Source organism: Streptosporangium sp. NPDC050148, assembly GCF_055586505.1.
The window spans coordinates 1-25,324 of sequence record NZ_JBVJIA010000059.1 but is presented as its reverse complement, the minus strand read 5'-3'; the positions used below and the strand labels follow the sequence as shown (position 1 = coordinate 25,324).

Genomic DNA, 25,324 nt, shown 5'->3' with positions numbered 1-25,324 from the left:
CCGGTGGAGCACATCGAACTCGCCGACGACGACCCCTCGGCCGTCAACACCGCCGAGGCGCCCGACCGCGTCGTGCCCCGGCCCGGCGCGGGCGCCCGCATGGAGGGCCACCACGCATCGGTGACCCTGACGCCGGCCTCCTGGAGCGTCGTCCGCTTCACCGGCGTTCCTGACCGGGAGTAAGCTTTTCCCGGGAGCAAGAAATGACCGGTACCCTTTCGCGCCGTTCGGCCCTCGGCCTCTGCGGCGCCGCGGGCCTCGCCGCGGCGCTGCCCTCCTGCGGAAGGGACGCCGGGACCGGCTTCGCCCCGGCCTCGCCCGCGCTCCCGGCCGGGGAGTACCCCGGGCCCAGGGTGACGCTGGACTGCTGGAACGGCTTCACCGGCGGTGACGGCCCGTACCTGCGCGCCATGCTGGAGGCGTTCAACCGGAGGTTCTCGGGCCGGATCGCGGTCCGCAACGTCACCCGCCGCTGGGAGGACCTCTACCCCGCGATACCGATGGCCATCGCCGCGGGCAGGGGGCCGGACGTCGCGATCGTCCACAACGACTGGATCGCCACCCTCGCCGCGCGGCGGACGCTGGTCCCGCTGGACGACCTGGCAGGCGCGCTCGGGCTGACCGGGTCGGACTTCGTCCCCGCGGTGTGGAACGCCGGGATCTACCGGGGCAGGCGCTACAGCGTGCCGTTCGACGTGCACTGCCTGGGCGGCTACTGGAACCGGGCCCACCTGGAGAGGATCGGCCTGACCGGCGCCCCGGCGGACGGGGTCTCCTACGAGGAGGCGCTCGGACGGCTCCGGCAGGCCGGGATCGCCGCCCCCTTCTGGGTGCCGAACAGGTGGCCCGGGCATCTGATGTTCATGAGCCTGCTGTGGCAGTTCGGCGGCGAGCTCTACAGCGAGGACGGCTCGAAGGCGCTGTGGGGCTCCGACGCGGGGGCCAAGGCCCTGGGCTGGATGGTCGAGCAGATCGACAAGGGCCTCAGCCCGGCCAAGGTCTCCCAGGACGGCCAGTACGCCGCCTTCAAGAACGGCGCGAGCAGCTTCACCTGGGACGGGATCTGGCAGATCAACGATCTGACGTCCAACACCGGATCGCTGCGGTGGGGTCTGTCCCCGCTCCCCGTCGTCGGCGGCACGGCCGCGGTGTGGAGTTCCTCCCACAACTTCGTGATGACCTCCCGCGCGGGCGGGGACCCGGACAAGGTCCGGGCGGCCGGTCTCCTCATCGACCACATGAGCCGGCTGTCCGCCCGGTGGGCCGGGGCCGGGATGATCCCGGCCCGCACCTCCGTCCGCCTGGATCCCTCGCTCGCCGGTCTGCCCCAGATCAGGCTGGCCGCCGACCCGGGCGTCCTGCGTTTCCTGCCCTCGCTCCCCGGGGTCGGGGACGTGCAGACCAAGGCGCTGGAGCCGGCGGTGGCCAGGGCCGTGCTGAAGGAGGCGTCCCCGGCGGAGGCGTTGAAGGCGGGCGTGGCGCTGGCCGACAGGCTGCTGGCCGAGAACACGCGGAAGTACGGGCGATGAGCACGCGGACCGCCGGGTCCCCCGGTGTCGTCCGCAGGATGCGCCCCTGGACGCCGTACCTGTTCGCCGCCCCCTACCTCGCCCTGTTCGCCGTCTTCGTGCTGCTGCCCATCGGCTTCGGGTTCTGGACCGGCCTGCACAGATGGGACATCGGCCTCCCGGACAGGCCGTTCGTCGGGCTGGAGAACTACGCCGAGCTGTTCGACCCCGCCGGCGTGGAGGGGGCGCGCTTCTGGACGGCGATGCGGGCCACCGGCATCTTCACGGTCGCGTCGGTGCCGCCGCTCATCGTGCTGCCGCTGCTCACCGCGCTGCTGATGAACGGGCGCTTCGCCGGGCGCGACGTCTACCGGGCCGTCTACTTCGCGCCGTACGTGCTGGGCGTGGCGGTCGTCGGGTTCGTCTGGCGGTTCCTGCTGGACGGCAACATCGGCCTGGTCAACCACTACCTGGGCCTGGACGTGCAGTGGACCACCGACGTGCCGGCCGCCTGGGTCGCCCTCGTCGGGGTGACGGTCTGGTGGACGCTCGGCCTGAACGCCGTCATCTTCCTGGCCGGGCTCCAGGACATCCCGCGCGAGCTGCACGAGGCCGCGATGGTCGACGGCGCCTCCGCCTGGCAGCGGTTCCGCTCGGTGACCCTGCCCGGCCTGCGGCCGGTGACGATCTTCGTCCTGAACACCACGATCCTGGCCTCGGCCAACATGTTCGGCCAGTCGTACCTGATCACGGGCGGCGCTCCCGCCGACCAGACCAAGACCGCGATCCACCTCATCGCCGAGACCGGCCTGCGCCAGTTCGACCTGGGCACCGCCTCGGCCATGAGCTTCATCCTGGCCGCCTTCCTGATGGCGACCAGCGCGCTGGTGTTCGGCGCCCTCGGGAACAGGGGCGGATCGTGACCCGGGACGTCCGCGGCCTGCGGCGGGCCCTGCTCCATCTGACCCTCGTCACGATCGCGGCGCTGTACCTGAGCCCGCTGGCCTACATGTTGTCCACCTCGTTCAAGACCCGCCGGGAGGCCGGGGTGGCCGAGCCGCGGTGGATCCCCGCCCCGGCGACCCTGGACGCCTACCGGGAGATCCTCACCGGTACGGACAGCCCGATCGCCAGGTGGTTCGTCAACAGCCTCGCCGCCGCCACCGGCCACGCGGCCCTGGTCCTGGTGACCGCCGCACCGGCCGCGTACGCACTGGCCCGGCTCCGCTTCCGCGGCCGGAACACCATCTTCGCGACGGTCGTGGCGACCCTGTTCGTGCCGCCGGTGGTGCTGCTGGTCCCCACCTTCCTGATCGTCAACGAGCTCTCCTGGGTGGACGACCTGCCCGCGGTGATCGTCCCGGCGGCGGCGGGGGCGTTCGGCGTGTTCTTCCTGCGGCAGTTCTTCGTCACGCTGCCGCGGGAGCTGGAGGAGGCCGCCGAGCTGGACGGCTGCAACCGGTGGCAGATCTTCACCACCATCGCGCTCCCGCTGGCCCGCCCCGCCCTGGTGACGCTGTTCCTGCTGTCGTTCCTGACCAACTGGAACGACTTCCTGTGGCCGCTCTACGTCCTGTTCAGTCCCGAGTCGCTGACCCTGCCCGCGGGCCTGGGCAACCTCCAGGGCGCCAACAGCATCCGCTACGACCTGCTGATGGCCGGGGCGGTGATCGCGAGCATCCCGGTGATCGTGCTCTACCTCGTCGCCCAGCGCTGGGTGATCCAGGGGGTCTCCCGGTCCGGGCTCAAGGGATGAGGGGGGCGCGACGCGCGGCCGTCCGGCGGGGCCGTTCACCCGGACCGGCCTCGCACCCGTCCCGGCCGCGGAACGGTGGCGCACGACCGGGATGAAGATCACATGGAATACGGTTAGGCTTCGCTGCCTACTTCATTACACAGAGTATCCGTTCTGTCGCCTTACGCCATGTCACCCTATGAGTGACTATTTGGGGTGAAAGGGACAGAGCTCATATGTCACATCGTGACCAGCAGGCGATCCCAGTCGGACAGGAAGCGGCCGAGCCCGTACCTGCCGAGCGCGGCCTCGCGCCCGGCCTCGCCCGCCCGTCTGGCGCGGCCGGGATCGGCGACGAACTCCCGCAGCGCGGCGGCCAGGGTCTCGACCCTGGTGGAGATCACTCCCGCCGCCGCGGGCACGGCCTCGACGGCCTCGGTCGTGGCGAGCGCGACGACCGGCATGCCCAGGTGCATGGCCTCGACCAGCGCCAGGCCCAGCGACGTCCAGCGGTAGGGGTGCAGGTAGACGCGGCGCCTGGCCAGCTCGGCGTGCATCGCGGCCTGCGGCAGGTCGTAGGCGGGGTAGGCGAGCCCGTCGGCCTTCATCCCGAACACGTCCAGCGGCGCGGCCCCGGCGAGCCGGGGCAGCAGGTCGGTGCCCGCGACCCGGGTGCGGCGCACCGGCTCGTTGACGACCACCCCGGCCCGGGGCAGCTCCCCGGTGTAGAGGGGGCCCGGGTCGACGACGCCGTGCTCGATGACGCGCGTGGGCGCCCGGCCGTTGTCCCAGAACAGCTCGTTGAAGTGGGTGACGTGCACGATCGGGACGTCGCCCCGCCCGGCCAGCGGGTGGCGGGTGTGCGGCACGTCCCCGGCCGGGGTGTTGTGCTCGACGTACACGCCGGGCAGGTCGCGGCCCAGCCACTCTCGGGCCAGCTCCATCTCGTGCGGGCGCTGGTAGACCACCGCGTCCAGGGGCTCGTGGCGCAGCGCGTCCCAGGGGACCTCGCGCACCCCCTCGGGCCAGGCGAACGTCCGCGCCCTGCCGCGCCCGTCCGGGCCCCGGCCGGGGACGAGCGGCACCACGTAGTCGTGGCGGCCCTGGACGAACGCCGTGGTCCACGAGCCGTGCACGTGCCACAGCATGATCCTCATCGCCGTACCCGCACGCCCAGCGCCCTGGTGACGGCCTCGGTGAGGTCGGCGGCCACCTCCGGCGCGGCGGCCACCTCTCCGGCCAGGGTCTCCGCGGTCGGCACCAGGATGCCGCGCGCGCCCGCGGCCGCGGCGGCCTCCATGTCGCCGCCGATGTCGCCGATCACGACGCAGTCGCGCGGATCGACGCCGAGCGCCGCGGCGGCCCGCAGCACCAGCCCGGGGGCGGGCTTGCGGCACGCGCAGCGGTCGTCCTCGCCATGCGTGCAGACCGCCCAGGTGTCGAACGTCCCCAGCAGCCGCTCGACCTCCGCGTTGACCAGGTCGAGCTGCTCGCGGGTGATCAGACCCCTGGCGACGCCCGACTGGTTGGTGATCACTCCGGTGGGCACCATCGCGCGGCGCAGCCGGTCGAGCGCCTCCCGGGCGCCCGGCACCGGCTCGACCAGGGCGGGGTCGGCGTTGTAGGGCACGTTCCTGATCAGTGTCCCGTCCCTGTCGAACAGGACGGCGGCCGGTGGCCGGATACGGTGCATGAGCTGCGGCTACCCGGTCTCCGATCAGCCCAAACGGCGACCGGCGAGGCCCTGACCTCCCCTTTCGCCATCACAGCCGATACGTGAGACACCTTTCGGAAGGGGAGCTCGATGAGGTTCCTGGGCATCAACGCGATCTTCCACGATCCCGCCGCGGCCCTCGTGGTCGACGGGGAGGTCGTGGCCGCCGCCGAGGAGGAACGCTTCAGCCGCCGCAAGCACGGCAAGCGGCCGGTGCCGTTCTCGGCGTGGGAGCTTCCCGAGCAGGCGGCCGGCTGGTGCCTCCGCCAGGCGGGCCTGAGGCCGGAGGATTTGGACGCCGTCGCCTACTCCTACGACCCCGACCTGGTACGGCCGGGCCAGGAGGGGCTCGACGGCGGGTGGGAGGAGCTGCGCACGACCTACGCCCGGCGGGCCCCGGCCTTCCTGGCCACCGCGCTGCCCGGCCTCGACCCGGCGCAGGTCTCCTACGTCCCCCACCACGTGGCGCACGCCGCGTCGGCCGGGCTGGCCTCGCCGTACCGCGACTGCGCGGTGCTGGTGTGCGACGGCCGGGGCGAGGCCGTGTCGCACCTGGCGGGGCACTACCGCGACGGCGAGCTGACCGTGCTGGCCGCCCAGGCACTGCCGCACTCGCTCGGGCTGATGTACGAGGAGGTCACCGAGCACCTGGGGTTCCTGCGCTCCTGCGACGAGTACAAGGTGATGGCGCTGGCCTCCTACGGCACGCCCCGCCACCTGGCCGCGCTGCGCGAGCTGATCGTCACGACCGGCGACGGCGGGTTCAGGGTGGAGCCGATCGACTGGGGCGGCTACGCCAAGGCCCTGGCGGCCGGGGAGCCCTGGTCCGCCGACCACGCCGACCTGGCCGCCAGCGTGCAGGCCAGGCTGGAGGAGGTGCTGCTGGAGCTGGCGACGTGGCTGCACGGCCGTACCGGTGACCGGTACCTGACGCTCGCCGGGGGCGTCGCGCTCAACTGCGTCGCCAACACCCGGCTGCTGGCACAGGGCCCGTTCGAGGAGGTGTGGGTGCAGCCCGCGGCGGGCGACTCGGGCACCGCGCTCGGCGGGGCGCTGCACCTGGCCAGGGCCCACGGCGAGGTCACGGTGCCGATGCCAGGCGCCGACCTGGGGCGGGGCTGGAGCGAACAGGAGCTGGCCGCGTGGCTGGACGTGGCGCGCGTGCCGCACACCCGGCCGCGCGACCTGGCCGCCGCGGTCGCGGCCGAGCTGGCCGCCGACCGGATCGTGGCCTGGTTCCAGGGTCGCGCCGAGTACGGGCCCCGGGCCCTGGGGAGGCGCTCGCTGCTGGCCCATCCGGGGTACGCGCGCAACACCGAGCGGCTGAACGACGTCAAGGGCCGCGAGCAGTTCCGGCCCATCGCGCCGATGGTGCTGGCCTCGCGCGCCGGGGAGATCTTCTCGCGGGGGCCGGCGTGCTCGCCGTACATGCTGTTCGTGCACGACGTGGAGCCGTCGTGGCGGGAGCGGATCCCCGCGGTGGTGCACGTGGACGGGACCGCGCGGGTGCAGACGGTCTCGGAGCGGCAGGAGCCGCTGCTGGCCCGGATGCTGGGCGAGTTCGAGGCGCGCACCGGCCTTCCCGTGGTGGTCAACACCAGCCTCAACACCGCAGGGCGGCCCATGGTCGACGACCCGCGCGACGCGCTGGAGTGCTTCGGTTCCTCACCGGTGGACGTGCTGGCGCTCGGCCCGTTCCTGGTACGGCGCGGGGAGGTGTTCGCCTCGTGACCCGCCCCGTGACCGGCCCCGTGACCGGCCCCGTGACCGGCCCCGTGACCGGCCCGGTGACCGGCCTCGTGATCTCCGTCGTGGTGCCCACCGTCGGTCGGCCGAGCCTGGCCGCCACGCTGGCCGCCCTCCCGCCGGAGCTGGAGGTCGTCGTCGTCGACGACCGGCCGCCGGGACCGGGCCGGGGCGAGCTGGGCGGGCTTCCCCGGCACGCGCGCGTCGTGCGCTCCGGCGGGCGCGGGCCCGCCGCGGCCAGGAACGCGGGCTGGCGGGCCTCGGAGGGGGAATGGGTCGCCTTCCTCGACGACGACGTGGTCCCCGGGCCGGGCTGGGCGCGCGCGCTGCTCGCCGACCTCGCGGGCCTGCCCGCCGACGTGGCCGCCTGTCAGGGTCGCATCGAGGTGCCGCTCCCGGCGGACCGGCGGCCCACCGACGCCGAGCGCGACACCGCCGGGCTGGCCGAGGCCGAGTGGATCACCGCCGACATCGCCTACCGCCGCTCGGCGCTGGAGCGCACCGGCGGGTTCGACGAGCGTTTCCCGCGCGCCTACCGCGAGGACGCGGACCTGGCCCTGCGCGTGTCCGGGGCCGGTCTGCGCCTGGTGCGGGGAAGGCGGGTCAGCCTGCACCCGGTGCGCGACGACGGTTTCCTGACCAGCCTGCGCCGCCAGCGCGGCAACGCCGACGACGCCCTGATGCGGCGCCTCCACGGGCCCGGGTGGCGCGAGCGGCTCGGTGGCGCCCCCGGACGCCTGCGCCGCCACGCGCTGACCAGCGCGCTGGGGGTGGCGGCGGCCGGGCTGGCGGCGTCCAGGTGGACCGCGCCCAGGTGGACCGCGCCCAGGTGGACCGCGGCCGGGTGGGCGGCGGCCGTGGCCGGGCTCGGGTGGGCCGCGCTCACCGCGGAGTTCGCCTGGGCGCGCATCGCCCCCGGCCCCCGCTCCGCCGGGGAGGTCGCGCGCATGCTCGTGACCAGCGCGGCGATCCCGCCCGCCGCCTGCCTGCACCGCGTACGCGGTGAGCTGAGGGCGCGCCGGTGAGCGCCGCCACCGCCGGTCGGGCCGGGCCCGGCGCACGGGCCGGGCGGAGAGCTCGGGCCGCGCCGGGGGGACGGGCCGCGCCGGGGGAACAGGCCGGACCGGCGGAGCAGACCGGGCCGAGGGGACGGGCCGCGCCGAAAGGACGCGTGCTCGTCGCCCGGACCGACAACGCCGGTGACGTCCTGCTGGCCGGTCCCGCCGTCAGGGCGGTGGCCGCGTCCGCCGCGCACGTCACCTTCCTGGCCGGCCCGCACGGCCGGGCCGCCGCCGGGCTGCTGCCCGGCGTGGACGAGGTCGCCGAGTGGCGTACCCCCTGGATCGATCCCGCCGCCCCGGCCGTGACGCCCGGGCACGCCCGGGCGCTGCTGGACCTGGTCGCCGCCGCCCGCCCCGACGAGGCGCTGATCCTGACCTCCTTCCACCAGAGCGCGCTGCCGCTGGCGCTGCTGCTGCGCCTGGCGGGGGTCGCGCGGATCGCCGCGATCAGCCAGGACTTCCCCGGCGCGCTGCTCGACGTGCGGGTACGGGTGGACGAGGAGCGCGACGTCCCCGAGGCCGAGCGGATGCTCGCCGTCGCCGAGGCCGCGGGCTTCGCGCTGCCGCCCGGCGACGACGGGGCGCTCGCCGTCCGGCGCCCGCTGCCCGCCGCCGCGCACCTGACCGGGCCGCCCGGCTACGTCGTCGTCCACCCGGGGGCGTCGGTGCCCGCCAGGACCTGGCCGGCCGAACGGCACAGGGACGCGGTCGCGGAGCTGGCGGGCGACGGCCACCGGGTCGTCGTCACCGGCACCGCGGCCGAGCGGGACCTCACCGCGTACGTGGCCGGCCGCGACGGTCTCGACCTCGGGGGGCGCAGCACGTTCGCCGGGCTCGCGGCGGTGCTGGACGGCGCGGCGGCGCTCGTGTCGGGCAACACCGGGCCCGCCCATCTCGCGGCGGCGGTCGGCACGCCCGTGGTCAGCCTGTTCTCCCCGGTCGTGCCCGCCGGGCGCTGGGCGCCCTACCGCGTGCCGTGCGTTCTGCTGGGCGACCAGCACGCGCCCTGCCGCGCCACCCGGGCGCGCGTCTGCCCCGTACCCGGCCATCCGTGCCTGGCCTCCGTCGGCCCGGAGGAGGTCGTCAAGGCCGTGAGGGAGCTGATCGCATGAGAATCGAAATGATCTCCGAGCACGCCGATCCGATGGCGGCCGTGGGCGGGGCCGACGCGGGCGGCCAGAACGTGCACGTCGCCGCCCTGGCCGTCGAGCTGGCCCGGCGGGGACACGACGTCGTCGTGCACACCCGGCGCCACGACGCGGCCCTGCCGCTGACGGTGTCCCTGGCACCGGGGGCGACCGTGGAGTACGTGCCCGCGGGACCCGCCCTCCCGCTGCCCAAGGACGAGCTGTTCGGGCACATGCCCACGTTCGCCGCGCACCTGGCCAGGCGCTGGGCCGCGCAGCGGCCGGACGTGGCGCACGCGCACTTCTGGATGAGCGGCGTGGCGGCGCTCGGGGCGACGCGGGGCGTGGCCACGCTCGGGGCCGCGTACGGCGTGCCGGTCACGCAGACCTTCCACGCGCTCGGCGTCGTCAAGCGGCGCTGGCAGGGGGCGGCCGACACCAGCCCCCCGGAGCGCATCGCGATCGAACGCGAGATCGGCCACCGCGTGGACGCGGTGATCGCCACCTGCGACGACGAGGTGACGGAGCTGCGCGCGATGGGCGTGCCCCACGAACGGGTGCGGGTCGTGCCGTGCGGGGTGGACCTCGGCCGGTTCCGGCCCGAGGGGCCCGCGGCCGGGCGCACCGGCGCGCACCGCGTCCTCAGCATCGGCCGCCTGGTGCCGCGCAAGGGGGTCGACACCGTGATCAGGGCCCTGGAGGAGCTGCCCGGGGTCGAGCTGGTGATCGCCGGCGGCCACCCGGACGACGAGGAGTCGCGGCGGTTGCGCGCCCTGGCCGAGTCCCGGGGCCTGTCCGGCCGGGTCCACCTGCTCGGCAGCGTCGGCCGCGAGGAGGTGCCGGGCCTGATGCGCTCGGCCGACGTGGTGGTGAGCGTGCCCTGGTACGAGCCGTTCGGCATGGTGCCGCTGGAGGCGATGGCCTGCGGCGTCCCGGTGGTCGCCTCGGCCGTCGGCGGGCACCTCGACACGGTCGTCGGCTGCGGGCTGCTGGTGCCTCCGCGCGACCCGGCGGCCCTGGCGGAGGCGCTGCGCGGCCTGCTCGCCTCCCCGGGGCGAAGGCGGGCCATGGGCGAGGCGGGCGTCCGCAGGACCACGGAGAGGTACAGCTGGCCATACGTGGCCGGGCAGACCGAGGCGGTCTACCGGAGTGTCGTCGCGGCACGCCAGGACCGGCTCGCGGTATCGGGAGGCTGATCATGAACGCACATCTGGCCGACCTCACCGGGACCCTGGCGAGGATGGACGGGAAATGCGCCCTGGTCCAGGCCTGGGGCATGAAGCTGGCCACCGTCCTCGAGAGCGGCGGCAGGCTCCTGGCCTGCGGGAACGGCGGATCCGCGGCCGAGGCCCAGCATCTGACGGCCGAGCTGGTCGGCAGGTTCAAGAAGGACCGCCGCCCTTTCGCGGCGATACCGCTGCACGCCGACGGCTCGTCGGTGACCGCCATCGCCAACGACTTCGGGATCGAGGAGGTCTACGCCCGCCAGGTGCGCGCCCACGGCCGGACCGGGGACGTGCTGATCACCCTGTCGTGCAGCGGCACCAGCCCGAACGTGCTGGCGGCGGCCAGGGCCGCGCAGCAGACCGGCCTGCTCGTGTGGGCGCTGACCGGACCGGCCCCCAACGCGCTGGCCGAGCTGAGCGACGAGGTCGTGGCCGTGCCCTCGCCCGACACCTCGATCGTCCAGGAGGTCCACCTGGTGCTGATCCACATGCTCTGTTCCGCGACCGAGGAGGCCCTGACATGAGGGGTGCCACCGGACCGCTGGTCGTCGTCGGCGACACCGTGCTCGACGTGGACGTCGAAGGCGAGAGCGAGCGCCTCTGCCCGGACGCGCCCGCGCCGGTCGTCGACGTCGGCGCCGAGCACCCGCGACCGGGCGGCGCGGGCTTGGCCGCCCTGCTGGCCGCCCGTTCCGGCGCCGAGGTCGTCCTGGTCACCGCGCTGGCCGACGACCCCTCCGGCCGGGTGCTGGCCGGGCTGCTGACCCCGTACCTGAGCGTGGTGCGGCTGCCGTCGCGCGGCACGACGGTCCGCAAGAGCAGGATCAGGGTGCGCGGCCGGACGCTGCTGCGGCTCGACACCGGTGACGGCGTGACCCCCGCGGGCGGCGGGGAGGCCGCGGCCCGTGCCCTGCGCGGGGCCGGGGCGGTGCTGGTCTCCGACTACGGCAGGGGCGCCGCGGACGCGGTGCGGGACCTGCTCGGCGGCCTCGGCGTGCCGGTCGTGTGGGACCCGCACCCCCGGGGGTCGCCGCCGCCGCCGGGGTGCGCGCTGGTGACACCGAGCGAGGCCGAGGCGGCCGTGCTGTGCGGGCGGACGCCCGGCGGTGCCCGGACGGCCGGCGCGTCGTACGGGCGGGCGCCCGCCGATCCCGGGCGGGCCGCCCTTCACCTGGTGGCGGCGCTCCGCGCCGGGGCCGTGGCGGTCACGCTCGGCGCCCGCGGGGCGGTACTGGCCTGCGAGGACGGTCACCGCTCGCACCTGCCCGTCCCGCCGCCGTCCGCACCGTCCCCGCCCTTCGCGGCGTCCGCGGCGTCTCCGCTGTCCGCGGTGTCTCTGCCGTCCGCGCCGTCCGCGCCTTTCGGGGGCCGTGACACGTGCGGCGCGGGCGACCGGCTGGCCGGTGCCGCGGCGCTGGCGCTGCGCGACGGCGCGCCGGTGCGGGACGCGGTCGCGGCCGGGGTGCGGGAGGCCGCGCGGTTCGTGAACGAGGGCGGGGCCGCGTCGGTCCGGCCGGTCCCGTCCCGCGGGGAGGCCGTCCCGGACGGGGACGACCGCGGGGCCTCCCGGATCCGCTCCCTGAACGGGGACGGATCCGCAACGGCGTCGCTCCGGCCGGCCGCCCCGGCAGCGGGCGACGGGCCGCGCGACGCGCTGCGAGCCGCCGAGGCGGTCAGGGCGGGCGGCGGGCGCCTGATCGCCACGGGCGGCTGCTTCGACCTGCTGCACGCCGGGCACGTCAGCCTGCTGCGCAGGGCCAGGGCCCTGGGCGACGCGCTGGTCGTCTGCGTCAACTCCGACGCCTCGGTGCGCAGGCTCAAGGGCCCCGGCAGGCCGGTCGTCGGGCAGCACGACCGCGTCGAGGTGCTGCGCGCCCTGGGGTGCGTGGACGCCGTGCTGGTGTTCGACGAGGACACCCCGTGTGCGGCCATAGAGCTGCTCCGGCCCGAAGTATGGGTGAAGGGCGGCGACTACGACGGCCGGGTACTGCCGGAGACGGCGGTGCTCGACCGGCTGGGCGCCGAGAGCGTCGTACTGAGCCACGTCCCCGGCCGCTCCACGACCGGACTGATCGCGGCCGCGCAGGCGGCCTCCTGACCGTCGCCGTACGGGCGGCACGCCGAGAAGGGGAACACCGATGCTGGGAAACATACTGATCACCGGAGGAGCGTCCGGGCTGGGGCAGGCGACCGCCAGGGCCGTCGCCAAGGCGGGCGGGCGGCCGCTCGTCGTCGACCTGCGGGCCCCCGGCGACGGCTTCGACCACGTCACGGCCGACCTGGCCGACGCCGAGCGGGCCGCGGGGGCCGTACGGGAGCTCGCCGCGCTGGCCGGAGGGCTGGACGGGGTGGTGACCGCCGCGGGCGTCGACGCCTGCGGGCCGCTGGCCGAGGTGCCCGCCACCGACTGGGAGCGGGTGATCAGGGTCAACCTGCTGGGCACGGCGACGGTCGTGCGGGCGGCGCTGCCGTACCTGATGGAGTCGCGCGGCCGGGTGGTGACCGTGGCCTCCACCCTGGGGCTGCGCGCGGTGGGCGACGCCACCGCCTACTGCGCCAGCAAGTTCGGCGTGGTCGGCTTCACCAGGGCGCTCGCCACCGAGCTGGCGGGCATCGTCGGGGTGACGCTGCTGGTGCCCGGGGGGATGCGGACCGCCTTCTTCGACGACAGGACCGAGCAGTACCGGCCCGGTGCCGACGCCCTGCTCAACCGGCCCGAGGACGTCGCCGACACCGTGGTCTTCGCGCTGGGACAGCCTCCCGGCTGCGAGGTACGGGAACTGGTCGTCTGCCCCTCGACGGAGCCCTCGTGGCCCTAGAGGTGCTGGTGCTGCGCGGGCTCGGGCTCGGCGACCTGCTCACCGCGGTGCCCGCGCTGCGGGCGCTGCGGCGCGCCTTCCCGGACGGCCGGATCACGCTGGCCGCGCCGGCCGTCTACCGCGGGCTGGCGGCCCGCACCGGGGCGGTGGACGACCTGGTCGACGTCTCGGGTCCGGGCCCGGTGCCGTACGCGAGGGCCGTCACCGCTCGCGGGCGACCGTGCCCGGCCCCGCGCGAGAGGTCCGTCGCCGCTCCGAAAGGGCCGGGCCCCGCCCCGTACGGGGGACCCGACGTCGCGGTCAACCTGCACGGCAGGGGTCCGCAGAGCGTCGAGGCGCTGCGCCGCACCGGTCCGGGCAGGCTGCTGAGCCACGAGGTGGAGGGCGGCCCGCCGTGGCGTGCGGACGTCCACGAGACGCGCCGCTGGTGCGACCTGCTGGGGTGGTACGGCATCCCCGCCGACCCCGCCGACCTGTCCCTCGGGACCTCGGACCTGCGCGGGCCCGTCGTCGTCCATCCGGGGGCGGCCTCGCCCGCGCGCAGGTGGCCGCCCGGGCGGTTCGCGCTCGTCGCGGCCGCGCTGCGCCGCGGTGGCGCCGAGGTCGTGGTGACCGGCGGCCCGGCGGAGGTCGCGCTGGCCCGCGAGGTGGCCGGAAGGGCGGGCCTGCCGGCCGGGAGCGTGCTGGCCGGGCGGACCGGGCCCGCCGAGCTGGCCGGCCTGATCGGCGGCGCCAGGCTGCTGGTCTGCGGCGACACCGGGGTGGCCCACCTGGCCACCGCGTACCGGACGCCCTCGGTGGTGCTGTTCGGCCCCACCTCCCCCGCGCTGTGGGGACCGCCACCGGGCGGCCCGCACGTGGCCCTGTGGACCGGCCGCACCGGCGACCCGCACGCCGCGTCGCCGGATCCCGGCCTGCTGGAGATCGAGACATCCGAGGTTGTCGACGCGGCCCTGGGGCTGCTGGAGGTGAGGGCGTCATGAGAGCGGTGGTGGCCGGCGGTGCCGGATTCCTGGGTTCCCATCTGTGCGAGAGGCTGCTGGCCGACGGCACCGAGGTGGTCTGCATGGACAGTTTCCTCACCGGCTCGCCGGACAACGTCTCCCACCTGCTGGGACGGCCGGGCTTCCGGCTCGTCGAGTGCGACGTGACGGGCTTCGTGCACGTGCCGGGCGAGGTGGACCTGATCCTGCACCTCGCCTCGGCCGCCTCCCCGGCCGACTACCTGGCCTACCCGATCGAGACGTTGAAGGTGGGCAGCCTGGGCACGCTGCACCTGCTCGGCCTGGCCAAGGAGAAGGGCGCCAGGTTCGTGCTGGCCTCGACCAGCGAGGTGTACGGCGATCCGCTGGAGCATCCCCAGCGGGAGACCTACTGGGGCAACGTCAATCCGGTCGGCCCGCGCAGCGTCTACGACGAGGCCAAGCGGTTCGCCGAGTCACTGACGGTGGCCTACCGCCAGACCCACGGCGTCGACACCGGCATCGCGCGCATCTTCAACACCTACGGCCCCCGGATGCGGCCCTTCGACGGCAGGGCGATCCCGACGTTCGTCAGGCAGGCCCTGCGCGGTGAGCCGATGACGGTCACCGGGGACGGGCGGCAGACGCGTTCCATCTGCTACGTCGACGACACGGTCGAGGGCATCCTCGCCCTGGCGAGCCGCGACGTCGCCGGGCCGGTCAACATCGGCAACCCCGGTGAGCTGACGATGACCGCACTGGCCGAGACGATCCGCGACCTGGCCGGTTCGTCCTCGCCGATCGAGTACGTCGCGCGTCCCGCCGACGACCCCCGGGTGCGCAGGCCCGACACCACGCTGGCCGCCCGCTGTCTCGGCTGGCACGCCGGGATCGACGCCGCCGAGGGGCTGCGCCGCACGATCGGCTGGTTCCGCGCCGAGCTGGAACGCGACGGCGTCGACGCCTCGGCCCGCCCGGCCACGCCGCCGCTGACGAGAGGCTGAGGGGTGCGCGACCGGCCGTCCGCGGAGACCTGGGTCGGCGGGCGGGCGGACCCGCGCGCGCGGGTGACGGTGGTGGTGGCCAGCCGCGACCGGCGCCGGGAGCTGGAACACTCCCTGCCCCGTCACGAGGGGGCCGTGATCCTGCTCGACAACGGCTCGGCCGACGGCACCGCGCCCGCCGTACGGCGGCGCTTCCCGCACGTCGAGGTCGTCGAACTGGGCCGCAACCTGGGCGCCCCGGCCCGCAACATCGGGGTACGGCTGGCCGCGACGCCCTACGTGGCCTTCGCCGACGACGACTCCTGGTGGGCGCGGGGCGCGCTGGCCCGCGCCGCCGGCGTGCTCGACGCCCACCCCCGCCTGGCGGTGCTGGCGGGACGCGTGCTGGTGGGCCCGAAGGAGCGTCCCGACCCGATCTGCGCGGCCATGGCCGCCTCTCCGCTGGGCACCGAACCGGACCTTCCCGGGCCGAGCGTCCTGGGGTTCCTGGCCTGCGGCGCGGTGGTGCGGCGGGACGCCTACCTCGCCGCGGGCGGGTTCGACGACGTCGTCTTCTTCTTCGGCGAGGAGGAGCGCCTGGCCCTGGACCTGGCCGCGGCCGGCTGGGGACTGGCCTACGTCCCGGACGTCGTCGCCCACCACCATCCCTCCCCCTCGCGCGACCCGCGGGGCAGGCGGGCCCTCGCCGCCCGCAACGCGGTGCTCACCGCGCTGCTGCGGCGGCCGTGGCCGGTGGTCGCGCGCAGCGTGCTCGCCGCCGCGTGCGGCGGTCCCGAGGGACGGCGGGGTCTGTGGGACGCCGCCCTGCGGTCGCCCGCGGCGCTGGCGGGCCGGCGCAGGCTGCCTCCGCCGGTCGAGACGGCACGGCGGGCCCTCGACGCGGCCCGGCCGTGACGGTGCCCCTCAGCCACCGAAGATCGCGACGGGGTCGCCGGTGTACCAGGTGTTCTCGATGCGCAGGCGCTGGATGACCCAGCGCTCGCCGTCGCGTACCAGGTCGACGTCGTAGGGGTTCTTCAGCAGCGCGAAGGTGGCGTGGTCGCCGGTGAGCAGGTGCTGCGCCTCCACCAGGGCGGTGAGGCGCGCGGTGTCGCCGTCCACGGCGACGCGGGGGTTGGTGACCTGGTGGGTGGTGTCCACCCGGCCGGTGAACGCGTCCAGGATGGTGGTGACGATCGTGTCCCGCCCCGACATCGGGGGCGGCTCGCCGCCCCACCGGGACGCGGCGGGGCGGAAGTCCAGCTCGGCGTCGGCCGCGAAGGCCGAGGCGAACAGTTCCCGGTCCTTCAGGTCCTGTCCCAGGGCGAACCGGTGGAGCGCGTCCAGGATCTCGGCGCGGTCCCGCAGCTCCCGGACGACCGCCTCGGTCCCGGTGGCCGGGGCGGACAGGGCGCGCCCGTCGGTGACGAACATCGTGTGCTCCCGTGCTGGTCGGAGGGTGTTCGGGCGTTTCCCACTCTCGACCGGCCGACGGGGCCGATCAATACGGCCCTGTGCAAGGATCGTGAAGCCTGGTTCAACGATGAGGGGCGTCATGCTGGAGCGGTACGAGCTGGAGGCGTTCCTCACGCTGGCCGAGGAGCTTCACTTCGGCCGTACCGCCGAACGCCTGCGCGTGTCCACCTCGCGGATCAGCCAGACCATCGCCAGGCTGGAGCGGCGGGCCGGTGTGCCGCTGTTCGACCGCACCAGCCGCCGGGTGGAGCTGACCCCGGTGGGACGACGGCTGTACGAGGAGGTCCGTCCCGCCTGGGACCGGATCGCCACGGCGTTCGAGGAGGCGGTGGCCACCGGTCGCGGCCTCACCGGCGTCCTGCGGTGCGCCTTCCTCGGCCCGGCGGGCGGGCAGCTGCTGTCGGGGGTCGCCGGGCTGTTCCGGGAACGCCTGCCCGGCTGCGACGTCCGGCTCGTCGAGGTCAGGCCGGCCGACCTGGTCCCCTGGCTGCGCGACGGCGAGGTCAACGTCGCCCTGGGGCCCCTCCCCGTCCGCGAACCCGGAATCGCCAGCGGGCCGTCCCTGGTGTCCGAGGCGCGCATGCTCGCGGTCTCGTCCCGGCACCCCTTCGCCCGCGGGAAGTCGGTACGCCTGCAGGACCTGGCCCGGGTGAGGGTGCTCCGGCTCCCCGGCCTTCCGGGGGAGGACCCGACGCCGGCCGTTTCCTCGGAAGGCGACCGGACACCGCCCGGTCTCTCGGCAGAGGACCGGACGTCGTCCCGTTCCTCGGGAGAGGGCCGGGCGTCGCCCGCCGGGTGGCCGGTCGAGGCGGGTCCCCCGGCCTCCACCCTCGACGAGGTGCTCACCCTGGTCGGCGAGGGCCGGGGCGTGCTGCCCGTCGGCGCGCACACCAGGCGCTACCACCCCCGCCCCGACGTGACCTACGTCCCCTTCGACGACGCCCCGCCGGTCCGCTGGGGTCTGCTGTGGCGTACCGACGGCGCCACCGCCGTGTCCTCGCCTTCGCCGAGGCCGCCCGCGACCTGCTCTCGCCGGCGGGCAGGGCTTAGCCGACGGGCAGGACCCCGGTGGCGGACGGGGTCCCGGTCGCGGCCGGGCCGTGCCCGCAGCGGGAGCACCCGGGGCGCCTGCGCAGGTGGTAGGCCAGGGCGGCGGCGGCCAGGGCCGCCCCCCAGACGGGCCAGAAGGTCTCCGGGAGCCAGGCCCCCCATTCGGCCAGGTCGAACCGGCCCGCGACGGTCCAGCGGATGTAGGTCAGCCCCGCGACCGTGACGATGATCGAGACGAAGCCGGCCGGGACGACGGCGAGGAGAACGGGCACGCGCCTGCCGCGCAGGCCCGGGATCCAGCGGGGGAAGACCTCACCCCAGCGCTGGACCAGCCCCAGCGTGAGCACGCCGCCCAGTGCGCCGAACGTCGCCAGGTACGCGCCGGCCAGCCAGATGCCCGGGGTCTCTCTCGATCCCTCCTCCAGGAACTCCCGCCTCACCCCCAGCGGGATGCCGAGGGCCCAGCTCCACCGGGTCGCGCAGTACACCAGCGGCACGGCGACGGCGACGGCGACGGCCGTACGGCCCCAGCGGGCCGCCGCGGCCGGGGAGGTCCACCCGTCGTGACCGGTGCGCCCGCAGTCGGCGCAGGCCCCGAGGCGGCGGCGCCGGAAGTTCAGCGCGGCGGCGGCCAGCAGCAGCCCGCCGGCGACACAGAGCAGCTGGTTGAGCACCGGCCACGGCCAGGCGTCGGCCAGGGTGGTACCGCCCAGGCTCAGGTCGAACAGGGGCGCCACCAGCAGCAGCGGGGTGTAGGCCACGCCCATCATCAGCCTGGAGTCGGGGATCACCAGGACCAGCAGCACGACCATGGGCCAGGCCGGGAACAGGGGCACGCGGCCGGCCGCACCGCGCCCGCCCGTCAGGGTCAGGGCCAGCGAGACGACCACGCCCAGCGCGCAGAAGGCGGCGATCCACCAGCCGCCGGGGACCGGGCTCGCACCGGCGAGGACGGACAGCTCGCGGTCGAGGTCGGGATCGGACGCCCCCCAGGGGAAGCCGGGAGCGCCGAGCGCCCACGACACGCCGAGGGCTCCGTAGCCGAGCGACCAAAGGGCCGCCGCGTACCCCTGCCAGGGGGGTCGGTGAACGCGCCGGGCCGGCGCGGTGATCGTTGTCATGCGACCAGCGTCCTGCCGCGGACCGGTGAGCGACCATGTGCCGTTCGGCAGGTCTTCGCGGCCCCGGCGCCCCGCACCCGTGCCGTACGGCAGGTGCGTCACGGGGTCCCGCCTGCGTATCGTCGGCCCGGTGAGCGTTCGTGAGAACATCCGGGTGGCCGCGGTCGTCGCGGTGGTCCTGGCCGGGATCGGCGGTGCGCCGGTGTTCGGGGCGGTGCCCATGGCGTCGGTCACGACGGCGGTGGCCGCCCTGGTCTGGGTGGTCGCGGGCCGGTGGGCACGGGCCCGCCTGGCCGCCGTGACCCGCGTGGCCGCGGCCGTGTCCCTGACGGTCACCGTGGCCACCCTGGCAGGACTTCCCCTGTCGCACGAGGCGGGCATGTTCGGGCTGACCGAGAGCGTGACGCTCATGGTGCTGGCCGGCCTGACCGTCCGGTGGTCCCCGGTACGGCAGGCGGTGGTCACCGGCGCGTTCGCGGGCCTGGCGTCCGCCGGCTGGCTGCTGCGGTTCATCGCGCCCTCGTCCCTGCTCGAAGCGGTGGGGGCCTGCGCGTTCTGGTCGGTCGGCACGCTGATCGCGGCGGGCACGGGGGCGTACCTGCGTTCCCTGGACGTCCGGCGGGCCCGCGCGGTGGCCGACGGCCGCGCCGCCCTGCGCCTGCAGCTCGCGGGGGACCTGCACGACTTCGTGGCCCACGACATCAGCGAGATGGTGGCGCACGCGCAGGCCGGCCGGACGGTCGGGCCGGGTGATCCCGGGCAGGCGCTGGCGGCCCTGGAGCGCATCGAGAGGGCCGGGCAGCGGGCCATGTCGGCGCTGGACCGGACCGTGCTCATGCTGCACGGGGACGAGCTCGCGACCACCTCGCCGCTGCCGGGCCTGGCCGAGCTGTCCGGGCTGGCCGAACGGTTCGCCGCGGCCGGGCGGGCACGCGTCCGGGTGAACGTGGACCCGGACCTGGAGGAGACGGTGCCGCGCGAGACGGCCGCCACCGCGTTCCGGATCGTGTCCGAGTCCCTGACCAACGTGCGCCGCCACGCCCCGGACGCCACCCTGGTGGACGTCACCGTCGCGGTGGAGCCCGCCGCGCTCGTGGTCACGGTGAACAACGACGGGGTCACCGGGCCGGACGGGAGCGGGCGTGGCGGGTTCGGCCTGCCGGTCCTGGCCGACCACCTCCGGTCGCTGGGCGGTCTCCTGCGCGCCGGTCCCGTACCCGGCGGGTGGTCGCTGACGGCCCGCATCCCCCTGGCACCGTGAACGACATGTCGATCCGCACCCTCGGCACCATGGATGACACGTCGATCCGCACCCTCGTCGCCGTGGATGACACGTCGATCCGCACCCTCGTCGCCGTGGATGACACGTCGACCCGTATCCCCCTGGCACCATGAGCGACATGTCGATCCGCATCCTCGTCGCCGACGACCAGGAGGGCATCCGTACCGCCTTCCGCCTCATCCTCGACGCCCAGCCGGACATGACCGTCGTCGCCGAGGCCGCCGACGGCGTCACCGCCATCGAGTCGGCCCGCCGCCTGCGTCCCGACGTGGTGCTCGCCGACATCCGGATGCCCCGCGCCGACGGCATCGAGGTCACCCGCGCCCTGGCCGGCACCGGCGTGCGCGTGGTCGTCGTCACGACGTTCGGGCTGGACGAGTACGTGCACGCCGCGCTCGGCCACGGCGCCGCCGGGTTCGTCCTGAAGCGCTCGGGCCCCACCCTGCTGGTCGAGGCGGTACGGGCGGCCGTGAACGGTGACGTGCTCATCAGCCCGCAGCTCACCCCGCGGCTGCTGGACCGGGCCGGCCTGTCGTCCGAGGAGGCCCCGCCGGACGCGGGGCTGACCGAGCGCGAGACCGAGGTCGCCCTGCTGGTCGCCCGGGGCAGGACCAACGCAGAGATCGCCACCGAGCTCTTCCTCTCCCCCGGGACGGTCAAGAACCACATCGCCGTCATCCAGCGCAAGCTGGACGTGCGCAACCGCGTCGGCATCGCCTCCTGGGCCTGGAGCACGGGCAGGCTCCGTCCGGGGCCCGACCCCGCCTGAGCACTCGTCGAGGCCGCCGCCGCCGAGACGAGCGGCGACACGACCACCGAGGAGGAGATGGCCGCCGTCATGGCGGCCCGCCTCGGTAAGGCGACCGCGTGAGCGACCGGTACACCGTCCTGCTGGATCCGCCTGCCCGGCGCGCCCTCGCCTCGGGTCTGCCCGAGACCGTGGCGGCCGCCGCCTGGGAGTTGATCACCGGCGCCATCGCACGCGAGCCCTGGCGTGTCGGCAAGCCGCTCCTGGAACCTTACGAGGAGCTGCACGTCGCCCGGCGCGGAACGTATCGCGTGATCTACCGCATCGACGAGGACAAGCGCACCGTGACGATCCAGACGATCGAACACCGCCGAGACGCCTACCGCCCCTGACGGGCGGCCAGGCCGCACAGGTCGTACGTGCGCACCGCCTCTCACCGTGCGGACGGACACGCGCCGGAGAGCACCGGACCGACCTTCGTCAGCATATGTTGACGGTCTGGCGATCGTCAGCATATGCTGACGATGTGTCCATGAGCGCCGATCTCGAACAGGCCGTGCACGGCTCCGACCCGGACGCGGCGCTGCGCGCCGTGGCCCGCCTGCGACGGCTGGTGGAGCAGCTGGAGGCCGAGCACGTGGCGGCGGCGCGGCGGGCGGGGTGGTCCTGGCAGGACATCGCCGCCCGGCTCGGCGTCACCAAGCAGACCGTCCACCGCAAACACCACCGTGCCCAGGAGGACTGATGTTCCGAGGCGACCACCCCGAACTGCGCCGGACGCTGGGCCTGGCCCTGCGGCTGGCACGTGACCTCGGGCATCCCCGCACGGGCAGCGAGCACCTGCTGCTCGCCCTCACCGAGGACGTCGACGAGAGCGGCGTCGAAGGCGGCATCGACGTCGTCACCGGCATCGACGACGGTGTCGACGGGGACCGGGGGCGCGTCGCCGCCGTCCTGGCCGGGTACGGCGTGACGCCGGAGGCCGTCCGGGAGGCCGTCCGCGAGGTGGCGCCCGCCGGGGCCGGAGCCGCCGCCGACCGGGACACGCTGGCCGTGCTCGGCATCGACCTCGACCGGCTGCTCGGCCCCTCCGGGACCGGGACGCTGGACCGCCCGCCCGTACGCGAACCGCTGTTCCCGCTGGGGGCGGCCAGGGCGCGGCGCCGATGCTCCCGGACGCGCCCGCCGCTCGGCCTCGACGCCCAGGCGGCCTACGAGGCGTCACTGCGGCTGGCGCTCGCCCGCCGGGAACGCGAGCACCGGCCCGAGCACCTGGCGCTGGCGCTCGTCGCACTCGACCCCGGCGCGGCCCTGGTCCTCGCCACCACCGGCACCGACGCGCGGGCGCTCCTGGACGCGCTGGCCGCCGCGTTCCCGCCACCGCGGCGCGCCCTCCCGCTGCGCGTCGAGCGGCGGCTCGGCCGGGGGGTCCGCCTCCGCGACATCGCGCGGCGCTACCGGCACACGACGGGACGCGCCGTGGTCGCGGGCCCCGCCCTCGCCTCGCTCATCGACGGCTGACCGTCCTCGGGCATCAGGTGCTGTCGTACCCGGTCCCCGCGCCGGCCGTGGTGACGGGCGCGCTCGCGCTGCGGGCCATCCACGGCGAGCCGGGACGGCGATGAAGCGTCGAGGAGCTGGGCAGGCACGCGGGTCTGTCCCGCGCGGCCTTCGCCCGGCGGTTCACGGCCCTGGTCGGCCGCCTACCGGCGGCGGGAGCGGGTGCGGGCCGGGGAGTGACCCCGGCGGCGACACGACGGGCCGTACTCCCGGCCCGGGTCGTCGCCCTCCAGGGCAGGGCCGTCACCCTTCCGGGCCGAAGAGCACCAGCACCAGGGTCAGCGCCACGGCCAGGGCGGTCCACGCCAGGATCCGGCCGGTGGGCCCGGGGCCCTCGCGCAGCACCCGTACGCCCAGCGGCAGGAACGCCACGCACAGGCAGGCCAGGGCGACCAGCGACTGCGGCTCGGTGCCCTTGAGCGTGCCCAGGGCGAGGACCCACATCGCGCCCAGCGCGACGGAGCGGACCGGTCCCAGCACCCCGGACCGGTAGGCGCCGACCGCGAGCACCACCCAGCCGGTGACGATGGTGACGGCGGGGAAGCGGAACACGTGCCAGGCCGCGTAGGAGCCGGCGACCGTCCGGGTGGCCGGCTCCAGGCCGTACAGGTCGACGAGCTGGAAGGCCAGGTGGTCGATGCCCCCGTGGAAGGTCCGGGTGAACAGCCCGAACATCACCAGGGTGCCGCCCCAGACCGCCCAGCCGGGCCTGGTGGCGCCGATCAGCCGGGCGAGCGTCATCACGGCGGGCCACATGAGCACGTTGCCCGCGACGAAGAGGGAGTAGGCGGCAACCATCAGCCGCGGTTCCGCGTCGTAGGCCGCCAGCTGCTGCGGGAAGAAGTGGTGGTACCTGACGCGGAGGAGCACCCCGGCGGACATCAGCAGGGGGCCCAGGATCATCGCGATCCCGCCCACCCAGGGTCCGGGGAACCAGAACGGCTCGGTCCGGCGCGCCCGCCCGGCGACGGGGTCGGCGGCCGCTCCGGCGGCCGGGTGACAGACCGGGTGGCCGGTCGGGTGGCCGGTCGGGTGGCCGGTCGGGTCGGAGGCGGGTTCGCCGGTGCGCCCGGTGGCCCGCCCGGAGGCGCGTTCGGCGGCCCGCCCGGTGACGGGAGCGGCGGCAGGGGAGGGAAGGTCGTCGGTCATGCCCCGACGGTCGCGGACTGCGGGGTGCCCGCGCATCGGGCCGCGGTCGGACATCGCCGCCGTGCCCGGGGACCTGCTCCCGGCCCGTCTCCTATGCCTCCGGTCGTCCGACCGTGGTCGGATGTCCCGGTCCGTACCGGGACGGTAGCGTCGCGGTGTGCCCAGCTCCCGGGAGATCGTCTCCCCCGCCCCCCTCGACGTCGTGGCGGCGATGATCCTGCTGCCGCTCGCCGCGTACGCGATCTTCGAACCTCCCCTGCGGGTGTTCACCGGTCCGGCCTGGGCGGCGTGGGCGACGGCGGCGCTCATCGCGCTGCCGGTGACGGCACGGCGGCGGTGGCCCTGGACCGCGCTGGGCCTGTCGGGGGCGGGCGCGACGGCCGCGACGCTGCTCGGCGTGGTCGGCGCCGGGGCGATCTGGGTGGCGTACGTCCCGGTGGCGCTGATCCTTCACCGTGTCGCGGTCACCGAGCCACGCAGGCGGTCCCTGGCCGCCCTGGGGATCGGCCTGCTCACCTCGGCGGCCGCGGTCGCCCGCCTGTACGCGACGCTCGGGATCGAGGTCCGTTCCGGGTCCGCGCCCGGCGAGCCGGCGCTCGCCTGGCCGGTGGAGGCCGGCGCGATCTGGGTGGTGACCGGTGCGTCCTGGGCGGCCGGGGCGCTGGTCCGGCGGCGGCGGGCCGCCGCGGAGCGGCTCTCCCGGCAGGCCGTGGCCGACGAGCGGCTGCGCCTCGCCCGCGAGCTGCACGACATCGTCGGCCACAGCATGAGCCTGATCGCGGTCAAGGCCACGGTCGCCGGTCACATCGCCGAGACCGACCCGCGGCAGGTGCTGCCCGCGCTGGCCGTCATCGAGCACACCAGCAGGGCCGCGCTCACCGACATCCGCCGCCTGCTGGGGGTGCTCCGCGACGACACCGCCTCCCCCGCCGACCTGGAGCCGGCTCCGGGGCCGGACCGGCTGCCCGAGCTGGCCGAGCGCACCCGCGCGGCGGGCGTCCCCGTCGAGCTGGAGGTGCGCGGTGCCGACGAGCTGCCCGAGGCGGTGGGCCTGTCGGTGTACCGGATCGCGCAGGAGGCGCTGACCAACGTGGTCAGGCACGCCGCCCCGGCCCGGTGCCGGGTCCGCGTCGAGGCCGACGGGCGGACCGTGCTGGTCGAGGTGGTCGACGACGGCCGGGGACGAGGCGGCGCCGAACCCCGGGGCGGCGGGGGGCACGGGGGGCACGGGGGGCACGGGCTGATCGGCATGCGGGAGCGGGTGACGCTGTACGGTGGCACGCTGAGCGCGGGCCCGGTCCCGGAGGGCGGCTTCCGGGTCTCGGCCACCCTGCCGTACGAGCCGCGGGAGCGGCTCCCGTGAGCGGGGTCGCGCCGATCCGGGTGCTGCTCGCCGACGATCACGTACTGCTGCGCGACAGTTTCCGCGCCCTGGTCGACGCCACCCCCGGGATGACGACCGCCGGTGAGGCCGCCACCGGCACCGAGGCGGTGCGCCTGGCCGAGCGGGAACGCCCGGACGTCGTGCTGATGGACGTGCGGATGCCCGAGATGGACGGTATCGAGGCCACCCGGCTGATCTGCGGCTCACCCCTGACGGCCGGGGTGCGGGTGCTGATCCTGACCACGTTCGACCTGGACGAGTACGTCTACGCGGCCCTGCGCGCCGGGGCGAGCGGTTTCCTGGTCAAGGACACCACCGCGGCGCACCTGCTGGAGGCGATCCGCGTGATCGTCGCCGGGGACGCGCTGCTGGCCCCCGGGGTGACGCGGCGGCTCATCTCCGAGTTCACCCGGCGGGCGGCACCCGGCAGGCCGCTCGGACGTGAGCTGGACGAGGTCACCGCGCGCGAGCGCGAGGTGCTCACGCTGATCGCCCGGGGGCTGTCCAACTCCGAGATCGCCGGGTCCCTGCACCTCAGCGTCGGCACGGTGAAGACGCACGTGGGACGTCTGCTGGACAAGCTCCGGGCGCGCGACCGGGCCCAGCTGGTGGTCGTTGCCTACGAGACGGGCCTCGTCGTCGCCGGTCACCGGTGATCCGCGGGACCGGCGAC

At 75.5% G+C, this 25,324-nt stretch carries 27 protein-coding genes and 2 pseudogenes; 24 read left to right on the top strand and 5 right to left on the bottom strand.

The window, feature by feature from the left end; translation table 11 throughout:
- The 4 genes from ACZ6RT_RS36605 to ACZ6RT_RS36590 form a co-directional block, all read left to right on the top strand.
- On the top strand, positions 1 to 183 hold a 183-nt coding region (locus ACZ6RT_RS36605), incomplete at its 5' end, for an alpha-L-arabinofuranosidase C-terminal domain-containing protein (protein WP_470158623.1).
- Positions 184 to 203: 20 nt separating this feature from the next.
- Complete coding sequence (locus ACZ6RT_RS36600; protein ID WP_470158621.1) at positions 204 to 1,529, top strand: extracellular solute-binding protein; 1,326 nt, start codon at positions 204 to 206, stop codon at positions 1,527 to 1,529.
- Complete coding sequence (locus tag ACZ6RT_RS36595; RefSeq protein ID WP_470158619.1) at positions 1,526 to 2,431, top strand: carbohydrate ABC transporter permease; 906 nt, start codon at positions 1,526 to 1,528, stop codon at positions 2,429 to 2,431. The genes ACZ6RT_RS36600 and ACZ6RT_RS36595 overlap by 4 nt, the downstream gene beginning before the upstream one ends.
- Positions 2,428 to 3,264: a carbohydrate ABC transporter permease gene (locus tag ACZ6RT_RS36590; protein WP_470158618.1), complete on the top strand. Its 837-nt coding sequence runs from the start codon at positions 2,428 to 2,430 to the stop codon at positions 3,262 to 3,264. Before ACZ6RT_RS36595 ends, ACZ6RT_RS36590 begins: the two co-directional genes overlap by 4 nt.
- 218 nt (positions 3,265 to 3,482) lie before the next feature.
- Here the strand turns inward: ACZ6RT_RS36590 and ACZ6RT_RS36585 are convergent, their stop codons facing one another.
- Both ACZ6RT_RS36585 and ACZ6RT_RS36580 read right to left on the bottom strand, forming a co-directional pair.
- Positions 3,483 to 4,400 (bottom strand): glycosyltransferase, encoded by a 918-nt coding sequence (locus tag ACZ6RT_RS36585; protein WP_470158616.1) that lies wholly within the window; start codon positions 4,398 to 4,400, stop codon positions 3,483 to 3,485.
- Entirely contained in the window at positions 4,397 to 4,936 is a 540-nt protein-coding gene (locus tag ACZ6RT_RS36580) for a D-glycero-alpha-D-manno-heptose-1,7-bisphosphate 7-phosphatase (protein WP_399191863.1), read from the bottom strand. The genes ACZ6RT_RS36585 and ACZ6RT_RS36580 overlap by 4 nt, the downstream gene beginning before the upstream one ends.
- Before the next feature lie 111 nt (positions 4,937 to 5,047).
- Here ACZ6RT_RS36580 and ACZ6RT_RS36575 point away from each other — a divergent pair, with 111 nt between their 5' ends.
- From ACZ6RT_RS36575 to ACZ6RT_RS36530, 10 genes are all read left to right on the top strand, one after another.
- Positions 5,048 to 6,688, top strand: coding sequence for a carbamoyltransferase family protein (locus ACZ6RT_RS36575; RefSeq protein WP_470158615.1), 1,641 nt, complete (start codon positions 5,048 to 5,050; stop codon positions 6,686 to 6,688).
- Positions 6,685 to 7,728: a glycosyltransferase family 2 protein gene (locus ACZ6RT_RS36570; RefSeq protein ID WP_470158613.1), complete on the top strand. Its 1,044-nt coding sequence runs from the start codon at positions 6,685 to 6,687 to the stop codon at positions 7,726 to 7,728. Before ACZ6RT_RS36575 ends, ACZ6RT_RS36570 begins: the two co-directional genes overlap by 4 nt.
- A gap of 146 nt (positions 7,729 to 7,874) precedes the next feature.
- Positions 7,875 to 8,876 carry a glycosyltransferase family 9 protein gene (locus ACZ6RT_RS36565; protein WP_399191869.1) on the top strand — a complete coding sequence of 334 codons (1,002 nt, stop codon included), beginning with the start codon at positions 7,875 to 7,877 and terminating at the stop codon, positions 8,874 to 8,876.
- Positions 8,873 to 10,087, top strand: coding sequence for a glycosyltransferase (locus ACZ6RT_RS36560; protein ID WP_470158611.1), 1,215 nt, complete (start codon positions 8,873 to 8,875; stop codon positions 10,085 to 10,087). The genes ACZ6RT_RS36565 and ACZ6RT_RS36560 overlap by 4 nt, the downstream gene beginning before the upstream one ends.
- A 2-nt stretch (positions 10,088 to 10,089) precedes the next feature.
- On the top strand, positions 10,090 to 10,641 hold the full coding sequence (locus ACZ6RT_RS36555; protein ID WP_344904015.1) for a D-sedoheptulose-7-phosphate isomerase: 552 nt from the start codon (positions 10,090 to 10,092) through the stop codon (positions 10,639 to 10,641).
- Positions 10,638 to 12,215, top strand: a complete 1,578-nt coding sequence (locus ACZ6RT_RS36550; protein ID WP_470158610.1) for an adenylyltransferase/cytidyltransferase family protein — start codon at positions 10,638 to 10,640, stop codon at positions 12,213 to 12,215. Before ACZ6RT_RS36555 ends, ACZ6RT_RS36550 begins: the two co-directional genes overlap by 4 nt.
- Before the next feature lie 40 nt (positions 12,216 to 12,255).
- Complete coding sequence (locus ACZ6RT_RS36545) at positions 12,256 to 12,936, top strand: SDR family oxidoreductase (RefSeq protein ID WP_470158608.1); 681 nt, start codon at positions 12,256 to 12,258, stop codon at positions 12,934 to 12,936.
- Positions 12,927 to 13,919 carry a glycosyltransferase family 9 protein gene (locus ACZ6RT_RS36540; protein ID WP_470158606.1) on the top strand — a complete coding sequence of 331 codons (993 nt, stop codon included), beginning with the start codon at positions 12,927 to 12,929 and terminating at the stop codon, positions 13,917 to 13,919. The genes ACZ6RT_RS36545 and ACZ6RT_RS36540 overlap by 10 nt, the downstream gene beginning before the upstream one ends.
- Positions 13,916 to 14,902 (top strand): UDP-glucuronic acid decarboxylase family protein, encoded by a 987-nt coding sequence (locus tag ACZ6RT_RS36535; protein WP_399191879.1) that lies wholly within the window; start codon positions 13,916 to 13,918, stop codon positions 14,900 to 14,902. The genes ACZ6RT_RS36540 and ACZ6RT_RS36535 overlap by 4 nt, the downstream gene beginning before the upstream one ends.
- A 3-nt stretch (positions 14,903 to 14,905) precedes the next feature.
- Positions 14,906 to 15,796, top strand: coding sequence for a glycosyltransferase family 2 protein (locus tag ACZ6RT_RS36530; protein WP_470158604.1), 891 nt, complete (start codon positions 14,906 to 14,908; stop codon positions 15,794 to 15,796).
- Between the two features lie 9 nt (positions 15,797 to 15,805).
- Here the strand turns inward: ACZ6RT_RS36530 and ACZ6RT_RS36525 are convergent, their stop codons facing one another.
- A complete protein-coding gene (locus ACZ6RT_RS36525) occupies positions 15,806 to 16,315 on the bottom strand; it encodes a nuclear transport factor 2 family protein (RefSeq protein WP_399191883.1) in 510 nt (169 codons plus the stop codon).
- Positions 16,316 to 16,424: 109 nt separating this feature from the next.
- Here ACZ6RT_RS36525 and ACZ6RT_RS36520 point away from each other — a divergent pair.
- Positions 16,425 to 16,967: pseudogene (locus tag ACZ6RT_RS36520) on the top strand (LysR family transcriptional regulator); the annotation flags it as partial.
- 436 nt (positions 16,968 to 17,403) lie between these two features.
- Here ACZ6RT_RS36520 and ACZ6RT_RS36515 read toward each other — a convergent pair.
- Positions 17,404 to 18,528, bottom strand: a complete 1,125-nt coding sequence (locus tag ACZ6RT_RS36515; protein ID WP_470158602.1) for a hypothetical protein — start codon at positions 18,526 to 18,528, stop codon at positions 17,404 to 17,406.
- Between the two features lie 130 nt (positions 18,529 to 18,658).
- Here ACZ6RT_RS36515 and ACZ6RT_RS36510 point away from each other — a divergent pair, with 130 nt between their 5' ends.
- From ACZ6RT_RS36510 to ACZ6RT_RS36480, 7 genes and pseudogenes are all read left to right on the top strand, one after another.
- A complete protein-coding gene (locus ACZ6RT_RS36510) occupies positions 18,659 to 19,789 on the top strand; it encodes a sensor histidine kinase (RefSeq protein WP_470158601.1) in 1,131 nt (376 codons plus the stop codon).
- A 5-nt stretch (positions 19,790 to 19,794) separates the two neighbouring features.
- Positions 19,795 to 19,923, top strand: a complete 129-nt coding sequence (locus ACZ6RT_RS36505; protein WP_470158599.1) for a hypothetical protein — start codon at positions 19,795 to 19,797, stop codon at positions 19,921 to 19,923.
- A 5-nt stretch (positions 19,924 to 19,928) separates the two neighbouring features.
- On the top strand, positions 19,929 to 20,579 hold the full coding sequence (locus ACZ6RT_RS36500; RefSeq protein WP_470158597.1) for a response regulator transcription factor: 651 nt from the start codon (positions 19,929 to 19,931) through the stop codon (positions 20,577 to 20,579).
- Between the two features lie 98 nt (positions 20,580 to 20,677).
- Entirely contained in the window at positions 20,678 to 20,950 is a 273-nt protein-coding gene (locus ACZ6RT_RS36495) for a type II toxin-antitoxin system RelE/ParE family toxin (RefSeq protein ID WP_399191893.1), read from the top strand.
- Between the two features lie 140 nt (positions 20,951 to 21,090).
- Positions 21,091 to 21,303 (top strand): helix-turn-helix domain-containing protein, encoded by a 213-nt coding sequence (locus ACZ6RT_RS36490; RefSeq protein ID WP_399191895.1) that lies wholly within the window; start codon positions 21,091 to 21,093, stop codon positions 21,301 to 21,303.
- On the top strand, positions 21,303 to 22,079 hold the full coding sequence (locus ACZ6RT_RS36485) for a hypothetical protein (protein WP_470158595.1): 777 nt from the start codon (positions 21,303 to 21,305) through the stop codon (positions 22,077 to 22,079). The genes ACZ6RT_RS36490 and ACZ6RT_RS36485 overlap by 1 nt, the downstream gene beginning before the upstream one ends.
- Positions 22,080 to 22,144: 65 nt before the next feature.
- Positions 22,145 to 22,273, top strand: a pseudogene (locus ACZ6RT_RS36480) (helix-turn-helix transcriptional regulator); the annotation flags it as partial.
- Between the two features lie 88 nt (positions 22,274 to 22,361).
- On the opposite strand, the gene ACZ6RT_RS36475 reads toward ACZ6RT_RS36480, so the two are convergent.
- Entirely contained in the window at positions 22,362 to 23,267 is a 906-nt protein-coding gene (locus tag ACZ6RT_RS36475; protein WP_470158593.1) for a hypothetical protein, read from the bottom strand.
- 157 nt (positions 23,268 to 23,424) lie between these two features.
- Between ACZ6RT_RS36475 and ACZ6RT_RS36470 the strand changes: the two genes are divergently transcribed.
- Positions 23,425 to 24,630 carry a sensor histidine kinase gene (locus tag ACZ6RT_RS36470; RefSeq protein WP_470158591.1) on the top strand — a complete coding sequence of 402 codons (1,206 nt, stop codon included), beginning with the start codon at positions 23,425 to 23,427 and terminating at the stop codon, positions 24,628 to 24,630.
- Positions 24,627 to 25,307, top strand: coding sequence for a response regulator (locus ACZ6RT_RS36465; RefSeq protein ID WP_399191903.1), 681 nt, complete (start codon positions 24,627 to 24,629; stop codon positions 25,305 to 25,307). The genes ACZ6RT_RS36470 and ACZ6RT_RS36465 overlap by 4 nt, the downstream gene beginning before the upstream one ends.
- Positions 25,308 to 25,324 lie beyond the last annotated feature (17 nt).

What these genes read in the sequence shown, in the direction of transcription:
- ACZ6RT_RS36500 (WP_470158597.1), top strand. Translation starts at nt 19,929, where the DNA reads ATGTCGATCCGCATCCTCGTCGCCGACGACCAGGAGGGCATCCGTACC.
- ACZ6RT_RS36575 (WP_470158615.1), top strand. Translation starts at nt 5,048, where the DNA reads ATGAGGTTCCTGGGCATCAACGCGATCTTCCACGATCCCGCCGCGGCC.
- ACZ6RT_RS36515 (WP_470158602.1), bottom strand. Translation starts at nt 18,528, where the DNA reads ATGACAACGATCACCGCGCCGGCCCGGCGCGTTCACCGACCCCCCTGG.
- ACZ6RT_RS36580 (WP_399191863.1), bottom strand. Translation starts at nt 4,936, where the DNA reads ATGCACCGTATCCGGCCACCGGCCGCCGTCCTGTTCGACAGGGACGGG.
- ACZ6RT_RS36545 (WP_470158608.1), top strand. Translation starts at nt 12,256, where the DNA reads ATGCTGGGAAACATACTGATCACCGGAGGAGCGTCCGGGCTGGGGCAG.
- ACZ6RT_RS36475 (WP_470158593.1), bottom strand. Translation starts at nt 23,267, where the DNA reads ATGACCGACGACCTTCCCTCCCCTGCCGCCGCTCCCGTCACCGGGCGG.
- ACZ6RT_RS36585 (WP_470158616.1), bottom strand. Translation starts at nt 4,400, where the DNA reads ATGAGGATCATGCTGTGGCACGTGCACGGCTCGTGGACCACGGCGTTC.
- ACZ6RT_RS36550 (WP_470158610.1), top strand. Translation starts at nt 10,638, where the DNA reads ATGAGGGGTGCCACCGGACCGCTGGTCGTCGTCGGCGACACCGTGCTC.
- ACZ6RT_RS36505 (WP_470158599.1), top strand. Translation starts at nt 19,795, where the DNA reads ATGTCGATCCGCACCCTCGGCACCATGGATGACACGTCGATCCGCACC.
- ACZ6RT_RS36560 (WP_470158611.1), top strand. Translation starts at nt 8,873, where the DNA reads ATGAGAATCGAAATGATCTCCGAGCACGCCGATCCGATGGCGGCCGTG.
- ACZ6RT_RS36595 (WP_470158619.1), top strand. Translation starts at nt 1,526, where the DNA reads ATGAGCACGCGGACCGCCGGGTCCCCCGGTGTCGTCCGCAGGATGCGC.
- ACZ6RT_RS36490 (WP_399191895.1), top strand. Translation starts at nt 21,091, where the DNA reads ATGAGCGCCGATCTCGAACAGGCCGTGCACGGCTCCGACCCGGACGCG.
- ACZ6RT_RS36485 (WP_470158595.1), top strand. Translation starts at nt 21,303, where the DNA reads ATGTTCCGAGGCGACCACCCCGAACTGCGCCGGACGCTGGGCCTGGCC.
- ACZ6RT_RS36555 (WP_344904015.1), top strand. Translation starts at nt 10,090, where the DNA reads ATGAACGCACATCTGGCCGACCTCACCGGGACCCTGGCGAGGATGGAC.
- ACZ6RT_RS36525 (WP_399191883.1), bottom strand. Translation starts at nt 16,315, where the DNA reads ATGTTCGTCACCGACGGGCGCGCCCTGTCCGCCCCGGCCACCGGGACC.
- ACZ6RT_RS36535 (WP_399191879.1), top strand. Translation starts at nt 13,916, where the DNA reads ATGAGAGCGGTGGTGGCCGGCGGTGCCGGATTCCTGGGTTCCCATCTG.
- ACZ6RT_RS36600 (WP_470158621.1), top strand. Translation starts at nt 204, where the DNA reads ATGACCGGTACCCTTTCGCGCCGTTCGGCCCTCGGCCTCTGCGGCGCC.